The organism is Erwinia sp. GW821-FHT03D09, assembly GCF_059420805.1.
On record NZ_JBWKUK010000001.1, the window covers coordinates 184,226 to 202,152 of the forward strand.

Genomic DNA, 17,927 nt, shown 5'->3' on the forward strand with positions numbered 1-17,927 from the left:
ATCGAACACTGATGTTTAACCTATAAAGGCGTCGCGAAATGGTACAAAAACGTAAGTTTGCCCTGCTGGGCAGCGGATTTATTGGGCAGGTTCATGCTAAAAACCTGGCGGCCCATCCGGATATTGAGCTGGTGATGGTGGCCGATCGGGATCGCAGCCGCGCGGATGAGATTGCCAGCCGCTACGGTGCGCGCGTGGGTAGCGTGACGGAGGCGATTAACAGTGACGCTATCGATACCATTCTTATCGCGACGTCCACACCATCACACGCCGAATTTCTGGCCGCGTCGGCCGCGGCGGGCAAGGCAGTCTACTGCGAGAAACCTATCGATCTGTCGCTGGAAAAAGCGCGCCGGGTGGTAGACGAAATGGCCCGCCATCCGGTACCGGTGACGGTGGGTTTCAACCGACGCTTCGATCCCAGCCACAACCAGCTTAAGCAGCATTTACAGCAGGGGCTGATTGGTAAAGCCGAACTGATCCAGATGGTTTGCCGCGCCTCTGAACTGCCGCCGCTAAGCTACCTGCAAAGCTCCGGCGGGCAGATGCGCGACCAGGCAATACACTTTTTCGATCTGCTGCGCTGGCTGACGGAAGACGAAGTGGACACTATTGGTGCCATGGGATCGGCGCTGGCAATGCCGGAAATCGCCAGTTTCGGCGATGTGGATACATCGGTGCTGATGATGAAAATGCGCAGCGGCGCACTGGCACAACTGGATAATACCCGTCGCACCGGTTATGGCTATGACGAGCGCATCACCGTGCTGGGTTCACAAGGCATGTCCGACTCCGCGGCACAAAGTCCACAGGGCGCCACGCTGTACAGCACCTCCGGTATCAACCGACCACCGCTGTATGCCGACTGGTTCAACCGCGTGAAAGAGACCTATTACCTGCATCTGGATGCGTTTGTCCGCTCGCTGAATGGTGAAGCGGTATCCGTGCCGGGCCTGCACGATGGGCTTCAGGCGCAGGCGATTGCCGAAGCGGCGGTGAAATCGCTGGAAACCGGTACTTTCTGTAAGGTTGAGCAGCTGTAAAACATAACAGCAACCGATCGCCACTGGCGGTCGGTTTAACCCTTAACGTTGAGCGAGATCGCCACCCGCTGCCGCGAGGTGAACTCTTTCAGCGCGCGGGTAAAACGTTCGGCAATCCAGCCCGGGCCGATAATCCCCCAACGCAGGGAAGGTACGGCGTGCGGGTCAAGCGTACGGGCCTTGGGTAATGAAGACGGAAACATGGCAGCTCCTGATTATTATGTGTAGGGCATCAAGCGGATTGAGTCGCCGCCGGGCGGCGATATTTCACTATAAACAGCGGATTTTTTTGGGGGGGGACCGCTTTTATGATGGAAATCCATCAATCCGTTCACTGCGTCAGCGAACACTAATCTTCGAGCAAAAACAGCGCATTGCGCGCTGTTTCGTTTGATAAGAGCTTGCTCAATAGCATCAAATCAGATTGAAGCGGGCATCCGGTTTCAGCGACGGCGGCAGCGCCTCATTATTCATATCCCGCAGGGTGTGTTCGATGGTGTTACAGATGGCATTCAGCGGCAGATCGTTAGCATCGACGCCAAACGGATCTTCCAGCTCTTCCGCCAGCGACTCCAGCGACAGGAAGGTGTAGGAGATAAACATCGATACGACCGGCGTCATATAGTGCAGGTCGGTGACCGGAGATTGCACCGCGCCGCGCCAGGAAAACAGACGGCGGAACCAGTGCTGATGAGGACGAACGATCATGGCAATATTTCCAGTGAATTAGACACAAAGCGGCAATGCAAAGCCAATATTGATATTTAAATCTGCGGCAATTTTATGGAAATCTGAAGGTATATCTTATTACGACGGATTACCACGGAGTTAGCTTATGAGCCAGATTGCACGCCGGATTAAGCTCGGCCTGATGTTACAGGGGGCAGGTGGTCATATGAACGCCTGGCGGCACCATAACGTACCTGCTGACGCCAGCGTCAATGTTAACTGGTATCACCAGCTGGCACATCAGGCAGAAGACGCCGGGCTGGATTTTTTATTCGTTGCCGACGGTTTGCACATTAACGAAAAGTCGCTGCCGCACTTCCTTAACCGCTTCGAGCCGATAGCTCTGCTGTCCTCGCTGGCTTCGGTGACGCGTCGTATTGGCCTGGCCGGTACGATTTCCACCTCGTACAGCGATCCCTTTACCGTAGCGCGTCAGGTTGCATCGCTCGATCTGTTGAGCGGCGGTCGCGCAGGATGGAACGTGGTGACTTCGCCGCTGGAAGGTTCGGGGCGCAACTTTGGCCGCGCGCATCCGCAGCATTCAGAGCGCTATCGCATCGCCGAAGAGTATTTGCAGGTGGTGCAGGGGCTGTGGGACTCGTGGGAAGATGACGCCTTTATTCGCGACAAGCAGAGCGGCGTGTTCTTTGATGCCTCGAAACTGCACGCGCTGAATCATAAAGGCGAATACTTCTCGGTGGCCGGGCCGCTGAACATTCAGCGTTCGCCGCAGGGACAGCCGGTCATTTTCCAGGCCGGTGCCTCCGATACCGGGATTGCGCTGGCGGCCAAAACGGCGGATGCAGTATTCACCAACGCCCGCACGCTGGAAGAAGCAGAAAGCTATGCGCACAAGCTGGACGCTGAAGCCCGCGCGCAGCAGAAACCGACCCCGGGAATTTTCCCCGGTATCACGCCGATTGTCGGCAAAACGGAAGCCGAGGCGGAAGAAAAATATCGCTATCTGCTGTCGCTGCTGTCGCTGGACGATGCCCTCAGCTATCTGGGGCGCTTCTTCGATCATCACGATTTCAGCCAGTACGATCCCGAGGGCCCGTTCCCGGAGTTGGACACGCTGGGGGAGAACACCTTCCGCTCAACCACCGATCAAATCAAACGGCTGGCGAAAGAGGAGCAGCTGACGGTGCGCGAAGTGGCCTATCGCACCACGTTACCGAAGGGTGAATTCTTCGGCACGCCGGAGCAGGTGGCGGACACCTTCATTCGCTGGGTGGAGCAGGGCGGAGCCAGCGGCTTTATCATCTGCGGTCCGGTGCTGAACGAGGCACTGGAAGACGTAACCCGTTATGTATTGCCAATTCTGACCGAACGCGGCTACTGGCAGCTGGACGAACGCACCACGCTGCGCGAGCGGCTGGATCTGCCGGTGCGTGAAAACCGCTACAGCGTTGAATCACAGCAGTTGACTCACGCGAGCTGATTTTTCAACCCGCGCAGCAGTTCAAGCAGCCAGCGGCAGGCATCGCGCTGGCTGTTTTTCTGCCAGCTGTAAATTTTCACTTTGTAGCGCGGAATGGCAAACGGCAGCGGATGGATCGCATACTCCACGCTGTGCTGCAAACGCTCTGCGGCATAGCGCGGAATGGTCATCAGCAGTGGGCTTTGCGCGATGATAAACGGCGCGCCAAGCACCGACGGCATCCGCAGAGCAATATGTCGTTCCATTCCCAACAGCGCCAGCTCGCTATCGATATACCCCGTTTTCTCATTCCACGGTGTGACCACCAGATGCCGGGCGGCGATATACTGCGCCAGGTCGATAGGCCTGTCCGCGGGGAAAAAACGCGGCGAGGCAATCACGACGTATTCATCTTCCATCCAGTCCATTTCTTCAATGTCCGGCAGCCGACGATCGTGGACCTCGCTGAATCCCAGTGCGAAGTCTACGCGTCCGGCCATTAATTCGTGCAGCGCGACTTTCTGTTCGCTGTGAATCAACTGAAAGCGAAGCCACGGCGCGAGCTGCTGGACTTTCGCCATCAGCGCAGGGAACAGACTGAAGGTGGTGAAATCGGTGACGGCAAAGGTGAATTCGTGCTGGCTTGTTGCCGGATCGAAGCGGGGGCGTTTCTGTACGCTCTGATTAAGCTGCGACAGGCTGTTATTGACCGATTCTGCCAGCGCGGTGGCAAAAAGGGTAGGCTGCATTTCGTGGCCGACCCGGTAAAACAGTTCATCGTCAAGATGGCGGCGCAGGCGGCTTAGCGCATGGCTAAGCGCCGAATTACTCAACGCCAGCTCCTCCGCCGCTCGAGCTACCGACTGGTGTCGCCAGACCGCGTCAAATACCAGCAGCAGGTTGAGGTCGAGGTTACGTAAATTTGGATGCATAAAATTCACTATATACTGATAACAATGCACTTCATTCATCCGAGATTAGCGGGTATTCTGCCCGCCATCAACTCAATGTAAGACGGGAATAACCATGAAACTTGTTATCCGCCGCGCTGAACGCCGCGATGCCGCACTGATCCTCGCGATGATCGCCGAACTGGCCGAATACGAAAAAGCGCTGCATGAAGTGATTGCCACACAGCAGGATATTGAACAGACGCTGTTTGCCGATGACAGTAAATCGGAAGGGCTGATTTGTGAGTTCGATGGCGTCCCGGCGGGCTATGCGGTGTTCTTTACCAGCTACTCTACCTGGCTGGGAAAAAACGGTATTTACCTGGAAGATCTGTATATTTCGCCGCGTTTTCGCGGACAAAAGGCGGGTAAACAGCTGCTGCGCCATATTGCGAAACTGGCGGTAGAGCGGGGCTGCGGTCGCCTGGAGTGGAGCGTGCTGGACTGGAATCAGCCCGCCATCGATTTCTATAAAAGCATCGGTGCAGCACCGCAGGACGAGTGGGTGCGCTACCGCATGGAAGGTGCGATGCTGACGGACTTCGCCGCCTCCTGATTATTTGCCAATCCTGCCCGGCTGAGAATCAGCCTCACGATTGTGCGCACGAAGTCAGCCTTGCCGCTGGCTTCGTTGTGTTGACCCTCAGCAAGCTGAGAAAATCACGTAAATCAGCTAATTATGTAATATTTCTCGTCGCTCAACCCCACTTTAGCCCCTCCCCATGCTGACTCCATTGCACACTTCAATGACATCGCAATGTTTTGCCAGCGAAAAAGTTCCGCGGAAAATTGCAAATAATTATTAATTTCATGTTGATAATGCTTATCATTTATATATGATGTCGTAAAATATAAAGATTCACCTGCAATACCCTTTTAGATTCGTTACACACCCGTTTGTACAGGAAGCCGATGCCGGGCAAATACCAATAAAATAGATCAGGGTATTTGACATGCTCAAATTTTCATCCCGCAGGGGATTACTGCAGACATCTCTCGTCATGGGAACGTTTTTTACCGCTGCCGTTAACGCCGCAGAAGCGCCTGCTGCGCAAAACGACGTGGCTAACAGTGCTAACACCAGTCAGAAACAGAATCTGGTCAAACCGGTTAAAAACAACGAGCCGATCATGATCGTGACCGCGCCGGAGATTAAGAAAGTCGCCGGTACCAAAACCACCATCACCGCTGACGAACTGCAGAAGCGCGGCAGTAACGATTTCGGTTCGGTGATGCGCAACCAGCTGGCGATCAGCGCCACCGGTTCCAGCGGCGGTTCTTCCGACGGCAAAAGCGGCTTCGACCGCGGCGGCTACACCGGTTACAACATTCGTGGCCTGGAAAGCAACCGCGTGGCGCTGGACGTTGACGGCATTCCACAACCGGATGCGACTGGCCGCAGCTACGCCAGCCGTGCGGGCGTGAACACCTTCGGGATTGGCCGCGACTACATCGATCCTTACGTCTACGGGCAGATCGATATCGTTGCCGGTGCCACGGAAACCTCCTACGCCAACAACGCTATGGGCGGTTCCGTCTCGTTCCAGCCGAAATCTGCCGATGATTATCTACAGCCGGGCAAAGACACTTATTTCGGCTATCAGAGCGACTACGATTCTTCCAGCCGCAGCTGGCACAACGGCATTACCGCTGCAGCAGGCGATCAGACCCTGCGCGGCCTGATTGCCTACAGCCGCCGTGACGGTCAGCAGACCCGCAACAACAGCGGCGTACATGATGCCTATCCGGCTAACTGGCACTCTGATGCGCTGTTAACCTCGGGCATCTGGCAGCCGAACGACGAGCATAAATTTACCGGCGTGCTGGATTTCTACAGCAAGGTTAAGCACACCAACTACGACAGCTGGAACCGCAGCGGTTCTGCGATCCTCGGCCCCGCCAACCAGCAGAGCAATACCCGCCGCTGGGGGGCTTCGGTGAAGGATGAGTGGACGCCGTCCAGCGAGTGGGTTGACAGCCTGACGACCAAAGCCTACTGGCAGAAGACCGAAGCCCATGACAACACGCTGATGCCGGATGAAATGACTGGCAACATGCAGCGCGTCTACTCCGACTATGATGTAAAAACCTACGGTCTGGAAACGCAACTGGCGAAAGCTCTGGGTCGTCATAACCTGAGCGCCGGTCTGAACGGCCGCGTCAGCGATGCCGAACGCCCGTTCAGCCAGTCTCCGGCACCGGGTCCATCCAGCGTGGTCATGAAGCCGCAGGGCGACAGCCGCACCACGGTACTGGGTGGCTTCGTGCAGGACGATATCCAGTTTGACCTTAGTGGACACAACTTCTCGGTGGTGCCCGGCGTGCGCGTGGCTCATCAGGAAACCAAACCGCAGAATCTGGATAATCTGACCGCCAACAGCACCGCGCTTAACGGCGCCTCGGTGGAAACGCTGTACGGTAAAACCAATAAAGATACTCAGGTGCTGCCGTCAATCAGCTTCAACTACGATCTGACACCAACCCTGATGACCTACATCCAGTACAAGCGCGGCGCGCAGTTCCCGAACGCCAGCCAGCTTTACGGCTCATGGAACCTGGGTTCAAGCTATGCCGGCCCGCAGCAGTATGCATTGATTGGCAACACCGATCTGGATACGGAAACCAGCAACAACTTCGAGTGGGGCGTGAAGGGTGAAGCGGTTGAAGGTGTGACGTTAAACACCTCGCTGTACTACAACAGCTATAAGAACTTCATTGCCTATTCCCGTTACCGTCGTGCGGCAAACCCGGACAAGTTCGTTAACGTACCGTCTAACATCTACACCACCTATCAGGCTGAAAACCGTGATAAAGCCTATATCTGGGGCGGTGAAATCAGCACCAAAATTAACTTTGGTACCTGGTTTGAAGAAGTTAACGGCCTGAGCGCTAACCTTGGCCTGGCGTACAGCAAAGGCCAGTCGAAGTCGAGCTACAACGGTGACAAGTACATCGATCTTGAAAGCGTCGCACCAATGAAAGCCATCGTTGGCGTGGCATGGGATGACCCGGCCCAGCGTTACGGTGCCGCGGTGACCGCCACCTTTGTTAAGGGCAAGCAGGCCGAAGCCACCAACCGCGAGAGCTACACCAACGTGGGTACGCCAATCACCGATTCCACCGCAGAATATATGCGCGTGCCGGGCTACGGCATGGTGGATATGACCGCATGGCTGCGCGTGAGCAAAAACGTCAAGCTGAGCGGCGGCGTGTATAACCTGACCGATCGCAAATACTGGGATTACCTCAGCAGCCGCGAGCTGACGGAAAATACCGCGCAGGATGGCTACGATAATGCGCTGGCCGTGATGCCGGGCCGCAGCTTCCAGCTGGGCGTAAACGTCGATTTCTAATCGTTGTTATTGCCGTATCAATACTCAACCCCGCGATTACACGCGGGGTTTCTTTTTGTGTGGCGGAAACAAAATGGGAATAGTTAATTGCGTGGCGTAAAATACTGGATGTCTATTCTGAGGGAAATTCAAAATTTATTTACGATGTATCGCGAAGGGAGATATGGGATTAAGCCAAACCCACAGCGAATTAAAGCCATTAAAACCCAGCTGTGTCGCTCAGTCGATCTTTACGGTGACGATTGTAAGGGGATAGTGCAGCAGTAAAATTAGCAGTAGTAATAGCGGTGGCAGTCATTATGATGTAAGGTCGCCTAAACAAGCCGGGTATTTACCCACCCGGCTGTAACGCCAGAACTGCGTATTACTCCGCCGGTTTGGCGTGCTGATCGATATGACCGAGATCGCGTTCCGGGAAGCAGATAGCACGCAGCCGGCGCTTAATCTCGGCGGCATCCGGGAAGCCGTTATCGGTTTTGCGATTCCAGATCGCTTCATCGTTGACGGTAATCTCATAAATTCCACCGGTGCCCGGCACCAGGGTGACTGAGGCCAAATCGGTGCTGAAGGTATGCAGCAGCTCCTGGGCCATCCAGCTGGCGCGCAGCATCCAGTTGCATTGGGAACAGTATTGTATTTTAACAGCGGGCAGGGTGCTCATGGTTGCGGGCCTTCCAGTCGGTAAGAGATAAGGTGAAGTGGTTACCGGCATAATTTTATCCCGAAGCTATGGTTTTGTCCTGCTGATTGTTAATTCAGACCGCTCTTAAATGGATTGGTTTGTTATTCAACTTAGTCTGGAAGCCGATTGCGTTATTCGTATAGCCATTATCTGGGGAGTTAAGATTAATGCACTTTGCGGTATTTGGATAGATGCGCATATAGTCGAGGTTTCTGTTATCAATACTTATTCCCACACGATCGCCGGATTCAACGTTCTGCAGTTTGTGGCTATAAGTCGCTACAAAATATCCGGTTAATGTGGCGAGAAATATTCCCGCCAGTAAGGTTTTTTTATCATAACTATTCCGCTGTTATATTGATAAAGATGTTAATAATAACGGCGAAGACATTATTTCCGGCCATTATTAATTTTTATGGCAAAAGATGATTGTGGGATAGTCGGCCCCAGAAAGGGGGAATCAAAAATAAGATGTCTCTGATTACAGAGGTAACGGTAGTTTTTATGCGCGTAAAGCTTATTCAGGCGATCGCCTGCACTTCCTTATCCCACTCCTGTACCCAGCCCTGACCGGAGGTCGCGCCGCCTACACGAGCAGGTTCGGTCGCCTGGAAAGGGGCATTAATGGTGACTGAACCGGTGAAATAGTCGGCGGGTCCGGCTGCGGGGGCTTTGCTGCCGTTTTTAATGATATCAATCATGGCGATTCCTCTGCTCAAATGAAAATCGGGTATCCGTTAACGGATACCCGACAATAATAGGCCATTTAGCCGCAGAGATTGAGGCGGCAACCCACATAGCAGTTATGAGCAAATCTCATTAATAGGGGGGCAAATCGCTTCGTACTCACCGGTACCGTCTGGCCATGGCGTCAGCAGATCAAATCCGGTTTCGGTGACCGCCACGGTGTGCTCCCACTGTGCCGACAGCGAGCGGTCTTTTGTCACGACCGTCCATTCATCGGCCAGCACGCTGACCGCCGCTTTACCGGCATTAATCATCGGTTCAATGGTGAAAATCATTCCGGCCTTCAGCTCCGGCCCCTGGCCCGCAATACCGTAGTGCAGGATCTGCGGGTCATCGTGATAAATCTGCCCGATGCCATGACCGCAGTATTCGCGCACCACGCTGAAGCCCGCGGCTTCGGCGATTTTCTGGATTGCCGCGCCAATATCGCCGAGAGTACTGCCGGGGCGGACGGTTTTAATGCCGGCAACCATCGACTGGTAGGTGACTTCCACCAGGCGTTTGGCGCGGATAGACGGGGTGCCGACGTAGTACATGCGGCTGGTGTCGCCGTACCAGCCGTCACAGATCAGCGCCACGTCAATATTGACGATATCGCCATCGCGCAGGGCTTTTTTCGAGTTTGGAATGCCGTGGCACACCACGTGATTGACCGAGGTACAGGTGGTTTTAGTGTAGCCGTGATAGCCGATGTTGGCCGGCACGCATTTCAGCGTATTCACAATATAGTCGTGACAAATATCATCGATTTGCTCGGTAGTCACGCCCGGTTTAACATGCTCGCCGATCATCGCCAGCACTTTTGCAGCAAGGTTTCCGGCGATCCGCGCCTTCTCAATTCCCTCGGCCGAGTGAATTTTAATATTTCGCATAACGGTTCCTGAAGTTAAGTATCTGATAGCTATTCTAGTTTCCGATTAGCGATGAAACAATCAATGACGTAATGAATCTCGTTTCAATCGGCAATTCAATCGGCAACGGTTCCTGTTTATCCTGCTGTGCTGCGCCTGGTACGCCTGCACGACAGGCAGCTACCTGATGGTTTATTCTGACCTTTACCTCGTAACATCATGCTCATCGAGATCATTTATGAACGAATTTATTACCCCCGTAGCGCTGGAAAAAGCCTACCGCCTGATTAACCATGGACCGACGGTGCTGGTTTCAGCCCGTCACGATGGCGTACAAGATGTGATGGCCGCCGCCTGGGCCACCGGGCTGGATTTCTCTCCGGCCAAAATTCTGGTGGTGCTGGATAAAATTGCTAAAACCCGTCAGCTGGTGGAAGGCAGTGAAACCTTCGTTATCCAGGTGCCCACGGTGGCGCAGATCAAGCTGACCCACAGCGTCGGCACCCACAGTTTGTTTACCGAACCGGATAAACTGGCGGACTGCGGCGTTGGGCTGTTCTCGTTCGATGGCTTCGATTTGCCCTTTGTCGCGGGCTGCTCGGCGTGGCTGGCCTGCCGTTTGATTAACGAACCGCATAATCAGCAGGCACACGACCTGTTTATCGGCGAAGTGGTGGGGGCGTGGGCCGACAGTCGGGTATTCAGCGACGGCCACTGGCATTTCGATCGCGCCGATCCATCTTTTCGCAGTCTGCACTATGTCGCGGGCGGCCAGTTTTACGCTACCGGAGAATCACTGAACGTGCTGGACGGCAGCGAAGGGGATTAACCGGCGTGCTGCTCACGAACGGAGAGTACCGCTCAATAGGTCAACACTCCCGTTTTAAGAACGATGGGCAGCAATAAACCCGTGATTCAGAGGCGGCTCAGTTCGCCCAGCGTCGTTTGTGTCATTCGTTGCCACGCCGCTGCGATGTCCATTGGGATAGTAACGTGGCCGATAAACCCGGCACCTTTCGGCCCGTAGCCGCTGGCATCATCATTCAGGCGACGCATCTCGCCCAGCGCCATTGAAACAAAGCGCGCGTTATCCCAGATACCTGCGCTTTGCGCGCCGGTAATCAACGTGCTATCGGCAACAGCGACGAGGCGGGGAACAAAGACCGGCCAGTTAATAAACTCAGCCTTCATTTTCCGCTGCCGCCAGCTAAACTCAAACGTTTCCCGGGTGCGGCGCTGCATCAGCGGGTCCTGCGACAGAATGATTCTTTGCGCTTTCAGCCCCAGGTCGGCGATCACATCGCGGGTAAAATCCGCGTTCTGCCCGCAGTTTGCCGAACGGTTCTCAACGTGAAGTTGGGAAGGGGATATGTCGAAGAAGTCGGTGGCCAGCGCGAAGAAAACATCCGCTTCGGCGCGCTGGTCGAAAGTCGTGTGGCGTGTTAACGCGTTTTCAGCCAGTGCCTGCTTCAGTAAGGATGTGGAGTGCCCCACGCCGCCGGTCAACAGCAGCGGAATGCCCGTTGTGGCGGCCATCTCCAGTACGCCAAAGATTGCCGGCACCACCGCATGCCCGGCCAGCACAATCAGGTCAGCATCAAAGCGGCCCGCCGTCGGCAGTTCATCCCACGAAAGCCACTCGCTGATAAGGTTGATATCGCTGAGGGTGCTGTTGTCTGTTTGCATCGGTGATCCCCTGTTAGCTGGAAAGCCGTTGAACAAAACGCCACGCCAGCCGCGATCTCTCCGGCGGCCCGGAGGGATCGTTAATTTTATTCAGCAGTAATGTCACCGCCTGGCGGCCAATCTGATGCGAGGGCTGCTCGATGGTGGAAAGCTGCGGCGAAGTCATTTCTCCCAGTTCGGTACCGTCAAAACCAATCACGGCAATATCCTGCGGGATGCGCAGCCCGGCCTCGTCAATGGCGCGAATCGCCCCGGCGGCCAGCGTATCGGAAATCGCGAATACTGCATCCGGTCTTTGCGGCTGTGCCAGCAGCGCTTGCATCGCCTCTTTACCGGCGTTGAAGCTCAATTCCGCGGCGTACTCCACTGGAAAACCGTCCTGCTGATGTTCCTGCAGCGTATCGCGATAGCCCTGTTCGCGCTGGCGGGCATATTTATAGGTCAGATCGTGGTTGATCATCGCCACGTTCTGGCGGCCGCCTGCAATAAACTGACCGACCACATGGCGTGATGCCTGGTAATCGTCGATGCCGACGCTGGAAACCGACGAGTCTTCATCATATTCCGCGCACTGCACCCAGGGCGCATCGGCAATCAGCGTGCTGAGCTGCGGCAGGGCGGAGATGGCATCCATGGTGATCACCCCATCAACCATTTTGCCGGACAGCAGCTGCAGGCTGGACTGCGAGCGCTTCACGTCTGAACCGGAGTTACACAGCAAAATACGGTAGCCGTTGCTTTCAGCCTCGGCCTCTATGCCTTTTACTACGTCGGCGCAAAACGGGTTGCTGATATTGGATACCATCACCAGCAGCATATTACTGCGCGCGGTGCGCAGCTGGCGGGCGAGCAGGTTGGGCTGGTAGTTACTCTCTTTGATTGCGCTAAGTACGCGCTCGCGATTCTGCGGTTTGACCGTACCCTGGTTATTTAACACGCGGGAAACGGTGGCTACGGATACACCGGCAAGGCGCGCAATTTTCTGAATCGACATCCCATCACTGTCCACGCTGATCGTTATTCCGCACAGATTAACACAGTTTATGCAGGCTGTGCCGGGCACCGCTTCTCCCGGGCAGAAATCCCACCACGCACCATCGCCGTGCGCCAAAAACTTGCACTGCATCATATTTATCTCTTTTTAAATTCTATAGAACAGTGGCCTGACCACGGCGGGATAACAGAGCGCAATTTTGGAGAGAGATCAATGACCTCGATAAGCGAACCGGTGGTAATAGCGAAACACAACGCGGTTTTGCCGCCGGTACCGTGGCGGCAGGCTACGGGATGGGGGTGATTTTTACGACCTTCCCGATCTCCATTTCGCTCGGCAGCTACGGGCTGGAGCAGACGATGACACGATTATTGCGCAAACATGCTGCGCAGCTGGCGGCGATAGACAACCGCGAGCAGGAACGGGCGATAGCGCTGATGCGCGAACATATCGAGGATGCGCACACCGGTGCGTGCGCCATAACCCTACGGCGGCTACAAAAGGTCAGGGCACGAAATTTGCCCTGACCTCCGCTGACGCACGGGTGGAAACGCTTTTATGCCAGCGTTTCCACCTCAACCCAGCGCTGCTCGCGGTTGCTTTTCAGCATCGCCTCCACGATCAGCAGCACGCTGGCCCCCTCATGGAAGGTGGCGAAGCCTGCCGCATCCACGCCCGGCTGTTTACCCTGCTGAATAAAGCGGTAGTAGTTGAGCATCATATTTTTAAACGCATCCGGCCAGCCTTCAATATGGCCACCGGGGAAATGAACGGCAGCGGCGACATCGCGGTTCACCAGGGAAGGATCGTCACTCAGCGTCTGGTTAGGGCGGTCACGGTGCCCCAGCCACAGCTGCTGTGGCACTTCCTGATCCCAGGCCACCGACATTTCGCTGGCGTTAACCTCAAACACCAGCCGGTTTTTGCGCCCGGCGCTGACCTGCGAAACCGTCAGGCTGCCCCGGCTGCCGTCATCGAAGCGCAGCAGTATCGACGCGAAGTCTTCGGTATCTACCGCCACCTCGTCATATTCCTCGTTCTCTTTGGCCGCAGCAAAGGTGGTAGCGGCCTCGCGTGCCACCCGGCGAACGGGATGAACGATGGAAAAGTCTGCCATCACCGCGCTGATACGTCGGCCGGTAACGAACTGCAGCGTATCGCACCAGTGGGAACCGATATCCGCCACCGCCCGGGATGCGCCTCCCTGGGTTGCGGATACGCGCCAGTTGAAATCGCTGTCGTACAGCATCCAGTCCTGCAGATAGCTGCCGTGAACGGCAAACACGCTGCCGAGCTGTTGCTGGCGGATCATGCTGGCGGCCTGTTTAACCATGGCAAACTGGCGATAGACAAAGCTCACGCCGTGCACCACGCCGGACGCTTCCGCCAGTTTCACCAGCTCGCGCGCCTCCTCGCCGGTCATGCACAGCGGCTTTTCGGAGAACAGATGTTTACCCGCCGCCAGCACCTGCCGATTAATCGCCGCGTGCAGATGGTTAGGTGTGCAGTTATGCACCACCTGCAATCCCTCGTGGCGCAGCAGTTCCGCCACGTCACCATAGGCGTGGGGCACATTGAGCTGTTTGGCTTTCTCCTGAGCTTTTTCCAGCGAGCTGTCGCAGATGGCCACCACCTCCACGAATCCAAGACGGCGGATCGCTTCAAGGTGTGCCGGGCCGATAAAGCCCGAGCCGATAATCGCCGCCTTAATCATTTTTTGGCTCCGCATCCAGCCCCAGCATGGCGCGAATGCTGTCGTCTTCGCTGCCGGTGGCGGCAAAGTCATCAAACGCGCGCGCGGATACCGGAATAATATGCTCGCTGATAAACTGTGCGCCTTCCCGTGCGCCGCTCTCTGCATCCTTCAGACAGCATTCCCACTCCAGCACAGCCCAGCCGTCATAGCCGTACTGCGCCAGTCGGCTGAAAATGCCTTTGAAATCGATTTGACCGTCACCCGGCGAGCGGAAGCGGCCGGGGCGCTCGCTCCATGGCTGATAGCCGCCGTAAACGCCACTGCGCCCGGAGAGGATGAATTCGGCATCCTTAACGTGAAACGCTTTGATACGCGAATGATAGAGATCAATAAACGTCAGATAGTCCATCTGCTGTAACAGCATATGGCTCGGATCGAACAGAATATTGCATCGCGGATGATGATCGACCGCAGCCAGGAAGCGATCGAAGGTTACGCCATCGTGTAAATCCTCCGACGGGTGGAGCTCGTAGCAGACATCCACGCCGTGGCGGTCGAAGCAGTCGAGAATCGGCTTCCAGCGGGCGGCCAGCTCGGTAAAAGCGGCGTCGATCAATGCCTCTTTGCGCGGTGGCCACGGGTAAAAGTAGGGCCAGGCCAGCGCGCCGGAGAAGGTGGCATGGGATTTCAGCCCCAGCCGCTCCGACGCCGCAGCCGCCTGCCGGATCTTCTCCGCTGCCCACTGCTGGCGGCCAGGCGCATCATCACGCAGCGCCGCCGGGGCAAAATCGCGGAACGCCAGTTCGTAGGCCGGGTGTACCGCCAGCAGCTGCCCCTCAAGGTGGGTGGACAGTTCGCTAATCACCAGTCCATAGCGCGCCAGCAGTGCGGTGATGTCATCACAGTAGTCCTGGCTGCTGGCTGCCTTTTCCACATCAAATATCGATGGATGATTACAGGGGATCTGCAATGCCCTGAAACCCAGCCCCGCCGCCCATCTGGCGAGGTTTTCCAGGGTATTAAACGGTGGCATATTGCCGATAAACTGGGACAAAAACAGGCCAGGCCCTTTTAATGTTTTCATTGCTTACTCCTGAAGGTGATCAAAAACTATTCCTGCTCTTTGTACTTGAAGGTGAAGAGGAATATGACCGCGATAGCCGCAGCGGCAACCGCCGGGATCAGCCAGAACGTGGTCCAGTTTTCCGGCTGATGCACGCCGCCGTGGTTAATTAACTGGTTGTACAGCGCGCCGGAAATCTGCGATCCCAGCAGCATACCGATGCCGTAGGTGAACATGACGATCAGGCTCTGCGCCTGGCCTTTCACCTGGCTCCCGGCGATGCGGTCGGTGTAGATAAAGCCGATAACGAAGAAGAAGTCGTAGCACACGCCGTGCAGCAGAATGCCGATATACAGCAGCCAGCGCGTTTCTTCGTTCACGCCGAAGGCAAACAGCGCGTAGCGCACGAACCAGGCCGCCATACCGATCAGCAGCATGTACTTCACCCCCAGCCGACGGAACAGCAGCGGGATAATCAGCATAAAGAAGATTTCGGACATCTGGCCGAACGACATCGCGGTACTGACGTCCGCAATGCCCACGTCGGAGAGGAACGAAGCGGTGAAGGCGTAGTAAGTGCCCAACGGGATGGAGATCAGCGTGGCGCAGATTGCGAAGATCAGGAAGTGGCTCTTCTTCAGCAGGGCGAAGGCGTCGGCGCACAGCAGATCGCGCAGAGCAAACGGCTGGCCCTTAGCCGGAGCCGGCGTGTGCGGCAGCGTCAGGCTGTAGACGGCCAGCACTGCAGAACACGCAGCGGCGAGGCGGAAGATATCGGTGCTGGCAGCGATGCCGCTAACGCCGATGCAGATCCCGGCAACGATCCAGCCGATAGTGCCGAATACCCGTACCACCGGGAAGCTTTTCTCACTGTTACTCAGGCTGTGGAAGGCGATGTTGTTGGTCAACGCCAGGGTGGGCATGTAGCACAGCGTGTAGGCGAACAGCAGGGCTATCAGCAGCGAGCCGTTCCCGGCCAGCAGCGCCTGCGGCACAAACCACAGAATGACCGCACCGGCCAGATGCAACAGGGCAACCACCTTCTGCGACGGGAAGAAGCGGTCAACCACCATCCCCAGCACGAAAGGCGAGAGGATCGAGGCAATCGGCCCGGCGGAGAAGGCATCGCCGATGATGCTGCCGAGATTGTGCCGGGTCATCACCAGTCCAAGCGTGACCGACCAGGTTCCCCAGATAAAGAACTGTAAAAACATCATTAATGACAGCCGCGGTACCAGCATCACATGCTGCTGCCGCGAACCGTTTCCAGCGGTAAGTGAAGAAACCATCGTCAGACCCCTTCCTAAAAAGTAATCGATTACATTATTGTCCCAAGTGAATGTAATCGATTACTTTTCAGGTTTCCTGGAACTTTCGTCGATCTGCGAGGTGGCTCACAAGCTTGTTTTTTACTGAAGGGGCGTCCGCTACGGTTCAGACTTGCCGCCCTGGAAGGTACGCCGCCATTCGCTGGGGCTGACGGTATAGCGCTGCTTAAAGCTCTGGCGGAAAGAAATCACCGACTGGTAGCCGCTCAGGGCGGCGACGGCCTCGATGGAATGTCCGGTCATTTCCAGCAGCTGCTGGCTGTTGTGCAGGCGCTCGGCGTTGAGCCATTCGCCCACCGACATGCCGGTGGCACGGAGAAAATGGCGGGTAAAGGTGCGACGGCTCATCATCACCCGTGCCGCCAGCGAATCGAGATCGTGCTGGCGATCGAGGCTGCCGCGCAGATAGCCGAGCAGGGCGTTGATGCGCTCGTCCTGGGTGGTTTGTGGAATAGGGTGAGAAATATACTGTGCCTGCCCCCCGTCGCGGTGCGGCGGGATCACCATCCGCCGTGCGACCCGGTTTGCCACGGCGAAGCCGTTGCGTTGCGCATAATCACGCAGCTGCTGGCGGCCAAGCAGACAGTGGTTAATCGCCTCCATATGGCTGGCAATAATATGGCTTTCCGGCAGCAGGCGGTGAACGCGCAGCGTATCCTCCTCGCCCATGATAATTGCGCCAAAGCAGTCAATCTGCGCACTTCCGGCATTCAGCACCACCACGTCGGGTTTGAACGCTGCCAGCGCCTGCTCAACGGCCGGAACCCAGACGGTATCTCCAGCGATATACAGCGTTGGTTCTTCGGGGTGCTGGAACACCAGGCCACAGGCCTTGCCCAGCCGTTTTGCCAGCGGCGGCAGCGCGTAGGCGGCGTTGCTGCCGTGCTGGCCGTCGGTTTTCCATACGCTGATGTCGCCAATCTCGGTGCGATCGTCCAATACCGTCACCGCGCTGAAGCCCTGCGCGCGGATCTGCTCGGCATCCTGGTGATTCTGGCTGAACAGGGGAATAGTCGAAGCAATCAACCGCCGTGCCGCCTCATCCCAGTGGTCCTCGTGAGTGTGGGTAACGATGGCCACATCGGCGTTAATGATGTCTGCAACCGGCAGCGGCAGCTCGACCAGCGGGTTGCGCAGATGGCTACGGGCGGTGCCGGGGAAGCCGGGCAGAGCACCTTTATCCGCCAGCATCGGGTCAATCAGAAAGGTTTTACCGGCATAGTCCAGTTTGAGCGTGGCATTGCGAATTTGGGTGAGTTTCATCGGTGGCTCTCCATCTGAGCGGCAGCGGAATACCGCCGTACCGCACCAGTATAGAGAGGTGGGAAAACCGCAATAAGTAGCCTGATGGACAATAAGCGATGGGATTGGGACAAACTCATCCC

The 17,927-nt window shown here is 56.2% G+C and carries 17 protein-coding genes and 2 pseudogenes; 7 read left to right on the forward strand and 12 right to left on the reverse strand.

Annotation, left to right across the window (positions count from 1 at the left end):
• Positions 1–38 precede the first annotated feature (38 nt).
• A complete protein-coding gene (locus tag AC07U6_RS00955) occupies positions 39–1,043 on the forward strand; it encodes a Gfo/Idh/MocA family oxidoreductase (protein ID WP_494762667.1) in 1,005 nt (334 codons plus the stop codon).
• Between the two features lie 35 nt (positions 1,044–1,078).
• On the opposite strand, the gene AC07U6_RS00960 is transcribed toward AC07U6_RS00955, so the two are convergent.
• Together AC07U6_RS00960 and AC07U6_RS00965 are read right to left on the reverse strand one after the other, a co-directional pair.
• Complete coding sequence (locus AC07U6_RS00960) at positions 1,079–1,246, reverse strand: hypothetical protein (protein WP_494762668.1); 168 nt, start codon at positions 1,244–1,246, stop codon at positions 1,079–1,081.
• 211 nt (positions 1,247–1,457) lie between these two features.
• Positions 1,458–1,682: pseudogene (locus AC07U6_RS00965) on the reverse strand (bestrophin family protein); the annotation flags it as partial.
• A 196-nt stretch (positions 1,683–1,878) separates the two neighbouring features.
• Here AC07U6_RS00965 and AC07U6_RS00970 point away from each other — a divergent pair.
• On the forward strand, positions 1,879–3,213 hold the full coding sequence (locus AC07U6_RS00970; RefSeq protein ID WP_494762669.1) for an LLM class flavin-dependent oxidoreductase: 1,335 nt from the start codon (positions 1,879–1,881) through the stop codon (positions 3,211–3,213).
• On the opposite strand, the gene AC07U6_RS00975 is transcribed toward AC07U6_RS00970, so the two are convergent.
• Positions 3,201–4,136, reverse strand: coding sequence for a LysR family transcriptional regulator (locus AC07U6_RS00975; protein WP_494764489.1), 936 nt, complete (start codon positions 4,134–4,136; stop codon positions 3,201–3,203). The two genes, AC07U6_RS00970 and AC07U6_RS00975, sit on opposite strands and share 13 nt — an antisense overlap.
• Positions 4,137–4,218: 82 nt before the next feature.
• Here AC07U6_RS00975 and AC07U6_RS00980 point away from each other — a divergent pair, with 82 nt between their 5' ends.
• Together AC07U6_RS00980 and AC07U6_RS00985 are read left to right on the forward strand one after the other, a co-directional pair.
• Complete coding sequence (locus AC07U6_RS00980) at positions 4,219–4,698, forward strand: GNAT family N-acetyltransferase (protein ID WP_494762670.1); 480 nt, start codon at positions 4,219–4,221, stop codon at positions 4,696–4,698.
• Positions 4,699–5,095: 397 nt separating this feature from the next.
• On the forward strand, positions 5,096–7,495 hold the full coding sequence (locus AC07U6_RS00985) for a TonB-dependent receptor domain-containing protein (protein WP_494762671.1): 2,400 nt from the start codon (positions 5,096–5,098) through the stop codon (positions 7,493–7,495).
• A 364-nt stretch (positions 7,496–7,859) separates the two neighbouring features.
• On the opposite strand, the gene AC07U6_RS00990 is transcribed toward AC07U6_RS00985, so the two are convergent.
• The 3 genes from AC07U6_RS00990 to map form a co-directional block, all read right to left on the reverse strand.
• Positions 7,860–8,156, reverse strand: coding sequence for an Rdx family protein (locus AC07U6_RS00990; protein WP_494762672.1), 297 nt, complete (start codon positions 8,154–8,156; stop codon positions 7,860–7,862).
• Positions 8,157–8,698: 542 nt separating this feature from the next.
• Positions 8,699–8,878 carry a cupin domain-containing protein gene (locus tag AC07U6_RS00995; RefSeq protein ID WP_494762673.1) on the reverse strand — a complete coding sequence of 60 codons (180 nt, stop codon included), beginning with the start codon at positions 8,876–8,878 and terminating at the stop codon, positions 8,699–8,701.
• A gap of 102 nt (positions 8,879–8,980) precedes the next feature.
• Positions 8,981–9,796, reverse strand: a complete 816-nt coding sequence (gene map / locus AC07U6_RS01000) for a type I methionyl aminopeptidase (RefSeq protein ID WP_494762674.1) — start codon at positions 9,794–9,796, stop codon at positions 8,981–8,983.
• 217 nt (positions 9,797–10,013) lie between these two features.
• Here map and AC07U6_RS01005 point away from each other — a divergent pair, with 217 nt between their 5' ends.
• Entirely contained in the window at positions 10,014–10,604 is a 591-nt protein-coding gene (locus AC07U6_RS01005; RefSeq protein WP_494762675.1) for a flavin reductase family protein, read from the forward strand.
• 86 nt (positions 10,605–10,690) lie between these two features.
• On the opposite strand, the gene AC07U6_RS01010 is transcribed toward AC07U6_RS01005, so the two are convergent.
• Positions 10,691–11,461, reverse strand: coding sequence for a YdcF family protein (locus AC07U6_RS01010; protein ID WP_494762676.1), 771 nt, complete (start codon positions 11,459–11,461; stop codon positions 10,691–10,693).
• Positions 11,462–11,474: 13 nt separating this feature from the next.
• Complete coding sequence (locus AC07U6_RS01015) at positions 11,475–12,455, reverse strand: LacI family DNA-binding transcriptional regulator (protein WP_494762677.1); 981 nt, start codon at positions 12,453–12,455, stop codon at positions 11,475–11,477.
• Positions 12,456–12,706: 251 nt separating this feature from the next.
• On the opposite strand from AC07U6_RS01015, the pseudogene AC07U6_RS01020 reads away from it, so the two are divergent.
• Positions 12,707–12,820: pseudogene (locus AC07U6_RS01020) on the forward strand (hypothetical protein); the annotation flags it as partial.
• Complete coding sequence (locus AC07U6_RS01025) at positions 12,815–12,982, forward strand: hypothetical protein (protein ID WP_494762678.1); 168 nt, start codon at positions 12,815–12,817, stop codon at positions 12,980–12,982. The pseudogene AC07U6_RS01020 and the gene AC07U6_RS01025, both read left to right, overlap by 6 nt.
• Positions 12,983–13,011: 29 nt before the next feature.
• On the opposite strand, the gene AC07U6_RS01030 is transcribed toward AC07U6_RS01025, so the two are convergent.
• The 4 genes from AC07U6_RS01030 to AC07U6_RS01045 all read right to left on the reverse strand — a co-directional run bounded on the left by AC07U6_RS01030 (position 13,012) and on the right by AC07U6_RS01045 (position 17,805).
• Positions 13,012–14,169, reverse strand: coding sequence for a Gfo/Idh/MocA family protein (locus tag AC07U6_RS01030; RefSeq protein WP_494762679.1), 1,158 nt, complete (start codon positions 14,167–14,169; stop codon positions 13,012–13,014).
• Positions 14,162–15,235, reverse strand: a complete 1,074-nt coding sequence (locus AC07U6_RS01035; RefSeq protein ID WP_494762680.1) for a sugar phosphate isomerase/epimerase family protein — start codon at positions 15,233–15,235, stop codon at positions 14,162–14,164. The genes AC07U6_RS01030 and AC07U6_RS01035 overlap by 8 nt, the downstream gene beginning before the upstream one ends.
• A gap of 26 nt (positions 15,236–15,261) precedes the next feature.
• Positions 15,262–16,503, reverse strand: a complete 1,242-nt coding sequence (locus tag AC07U6_RS01040; RefSeq protein ID WP_494762681.1) for an MFS transporter — start codon at positions 16,501–16,503, stop codon at positions 15,262–15,264.
• Between the two features lie 138 nt (positions 16,504–16,641).
• A complete protein-coding gene (locus AC07U6_RS01045; RefSeq protein WP_494762682.1) occupies positions 16,642–17,805 on the reverse strand; it encodes a helix-turn-helix domain-containing protein in 1,164 nt (387 codons plus the stop codon).
• Positions 17,806–17,927 lie beyond the last annotated feature (122 nt).

Coding starts and splice junctions, on each gene's coding strand:
- AC07U6_RS00995 (WP_494762673.1), bottom strand. CDS start 8,878: ATGATTGATATCATTAAAAACGGCAGCAAAGCCCCCGCAGCCGGACCC.
- AC07U6_RS00955 (WP_494762667.1), top strand. CDS start 39: ATGGTACAAAAACGTAAGTTTGCCCTGCTGGGCAGCGGATTTATTGGG.
- AC07U6_RS00980 (WP_494762670.1), top strand. CDS start 4,219: ATGAAACTTGTTATCCGCCGCGCTGAACGCCGCGATGCCGCACTGATC.
- AC07U6_RS01030 (WP_494762679.1), bottom strand. CDS start 14,169: ATGATTAAGGCGGCGATTATCGGCTCGGGCTTTATCGGCCCGGCACAC.
- AC07U6_RS01040 (WP_494762681.1), bottom strand. CDS start 16,503: ATGGTTTCTTCACTTACCGCTGGAAACGGTTCGCGGCAGCAGCATGTG.
- AC07U6_RS01015 (WP_494762677.1), bottom strand. CDS start 12,455: ATGTCGATTCAGAAAATTGCGCGCCTTGCCGGTGTATCCGTAGCCACC.
- AC07U6_RS01045 (WP_494762682.1), bottom strand. CDS start 17,805: ATGAAACTCACCCAAATTCGCAATGCCACGCTCAAACTGGACTATGCC.
- map (WP_494762674.1), bottom strand. CDS start 9,796: ATGCGAAATATTAAAATTCACTCGGCCGAGGGAATTGAGAAGGCGCGG.
- AC07U6_RS01005 (WP_494762675.1), top strand. CDS start 10,014: ATGAACGAATTTATTACCCCCGTAGCGCTGGAAAAAGCCTACCGCCTG.
- AC07U6_RS01025 (WP_494762678.1), top strand. CDS start 12,815: ATGACACGATTATTGCGCAAACATGCTGCGCAGCTGGCGGCGATAGAC.
- AC07U6_RS01010 (WP_494762676.1), bottom strand. CDS start 11,461: ATGCAAACAGACAACAGCACCCTCAGCGATATCAACCTTATCAGCGAG.
- AC07U6_RS00960 (WP_494762668.1), bottom strand. CDS start 1,246: ATGTTTCCGTCTTCATTACCCAAGGCCCGTACGCTTGACCCGCACGCC.
- AC07U6_RS01035 (WP_494762680.1), bottom strand. CDS start 15,235: ATGAAAACATTAAAAGGGCCTGGCCTGTTTTTGTCCCAGTTTATCGGC.
- AC07U6_RS00990 (WP_494762672.1), bottom strand. CDS start 8,156: ATGAGCACCCTGCCCGCTGTTAAAATACAATACTGTTCCCAATGCAAC.
- AC07U6_RS00970 (WP_494762669.1), top strand. CDS start 1,879: ATGAGCCAGATTGCACGCCGGATTAAGCTCGGCCTGATGTTACAGGGG.
- AC07U6_RS00985 (WP_494762671.1), top strand. CDS start 5,096: ATGCTCAAATTTTCATCCCGCAGGGGATTACTGCAGACATCTCTCGTC.